Annotated in this window: 1 protein-coding gene; it reads left to right on the top strand. The window is 41.1% G+C overall.

The genetic code is table 11. The features are described 5' to 3' along the window. On the top strand, positions 1-1,327 hold a 1,327-nt coding region (locus LZ24_RS16965), incomplete at both ends, for an IS1634 family transposase (RefSeq protein ID WP_144686892.1).

A 1,327-nucleotide genomic window follows, 5' to 3' on the forward strand; every position in this document is an offset into this window, starting at 1 on the left:
CGAGTTGCGGGACCTTTTCTTTTGCTTGAGGAGTTAACCCGAAAACACGGCATCCGAACCCTACTAAAAAATTGTTTTCCAGAGGACTATGAATTTATCCTTAGCCTGGTTTATTTTATCGTACATAAAGGATGTGCTCTATCAAGGGCGGAATCCTGGAGTAAGTCGTGTATTCATCCGTTTAATGGTAGCATTTCCAGCCAAAGGATTAGCGAACTACTTTTGAGGCTTTCAGAGGACAATCGTCAACGTTTCTTATCTCTCTGGCTTAAGCATGTCCAGGAGGATGATTGGCTGTGTTATGATATCACATCCGTATCATCTTATTCCCGGCACAATGAATATACGCAGTTCGGTTATAATCGTGACGGTGAATCTCTGGAACAGATTAACCTCGCTATGCTTTTCGGGCAGAAAAGCCGATTGCCAGCATATTACCGGCGCTTGCCTGGTAGTATCAGCGATGTTTCTACATTAAAAACAACAGCAAAAGCATTGGACTACTTTGGTACGGAGAGGCTTCATTTCGTGCTGGACAGAGGGTTCTACAGTGTTGCAAATATTGATGAGCTTTTTACTCGCCGACATAAGTTCACAATGGCATTGCCAACAGGAAGAAAGTGGGTTCGTGAAATCCTTGACAAACATAGTGATACGATTTCTTCACCGAAAAATTATATTGTAACAGGAGAGGATGAAGCATTGTATGCGGCGACCATGCTTTACAGATGGGGAAAGAATAAGCACCGTTCCTGGCTGCATATTTTTTACAACGCTGAACTTGCAGCCAGTGACTTTGATCGTTTTACTCGCCAACTGATCCACTGCAGAGATAAACTTTTGGCAGGTACACCAATAAAAGATATTGACGATAATTTGCTGTGCTACCTGATTATTAAGGAGACACCCAAGCGTGGATTACGGGTGGAGTTCAATGAAGTGGAAATACAGAACGCCAGAAAAAAATACTGTGGCTTCTTCTGTGTATTATCAAACAAAATAAAAACTGCTGATGAAGCTTTGCATGTTTATCGTGACAAGGATGTTGTAGAGAACTGTTTTGACGACCTCAAAAATCATATGGATATGAAGCGGATTCGAGTTCACTCTGCAGCCGCAATGGATGGAAGGTTGTTCTTACAATTCCTGGCACTAATCTATGTCAGTTCTATACGTTCCAAAATAAAGAAAGACGAAAAAATTAAATATTTTACAGTCAAGAAGGTAATGGAAGAGATGGAAACTCTGGTCAAAATTAAATATTCCAATCGATATGGGCAGGTTTTCACTGAAACAACACCGACTCATCGACGGTTAATGGATCTCT

The organism is Desulfobotulus alkaliphilus (assembly GCF_007830435.1).
Taxonomy (GTDB): domain Bacteria; phylum Desulfobacterota; class Desulfobacteria; order Desulfobacterales; family ASO4-4; genus Desulfobotulus; species Desulfobotulus alkaliphilus.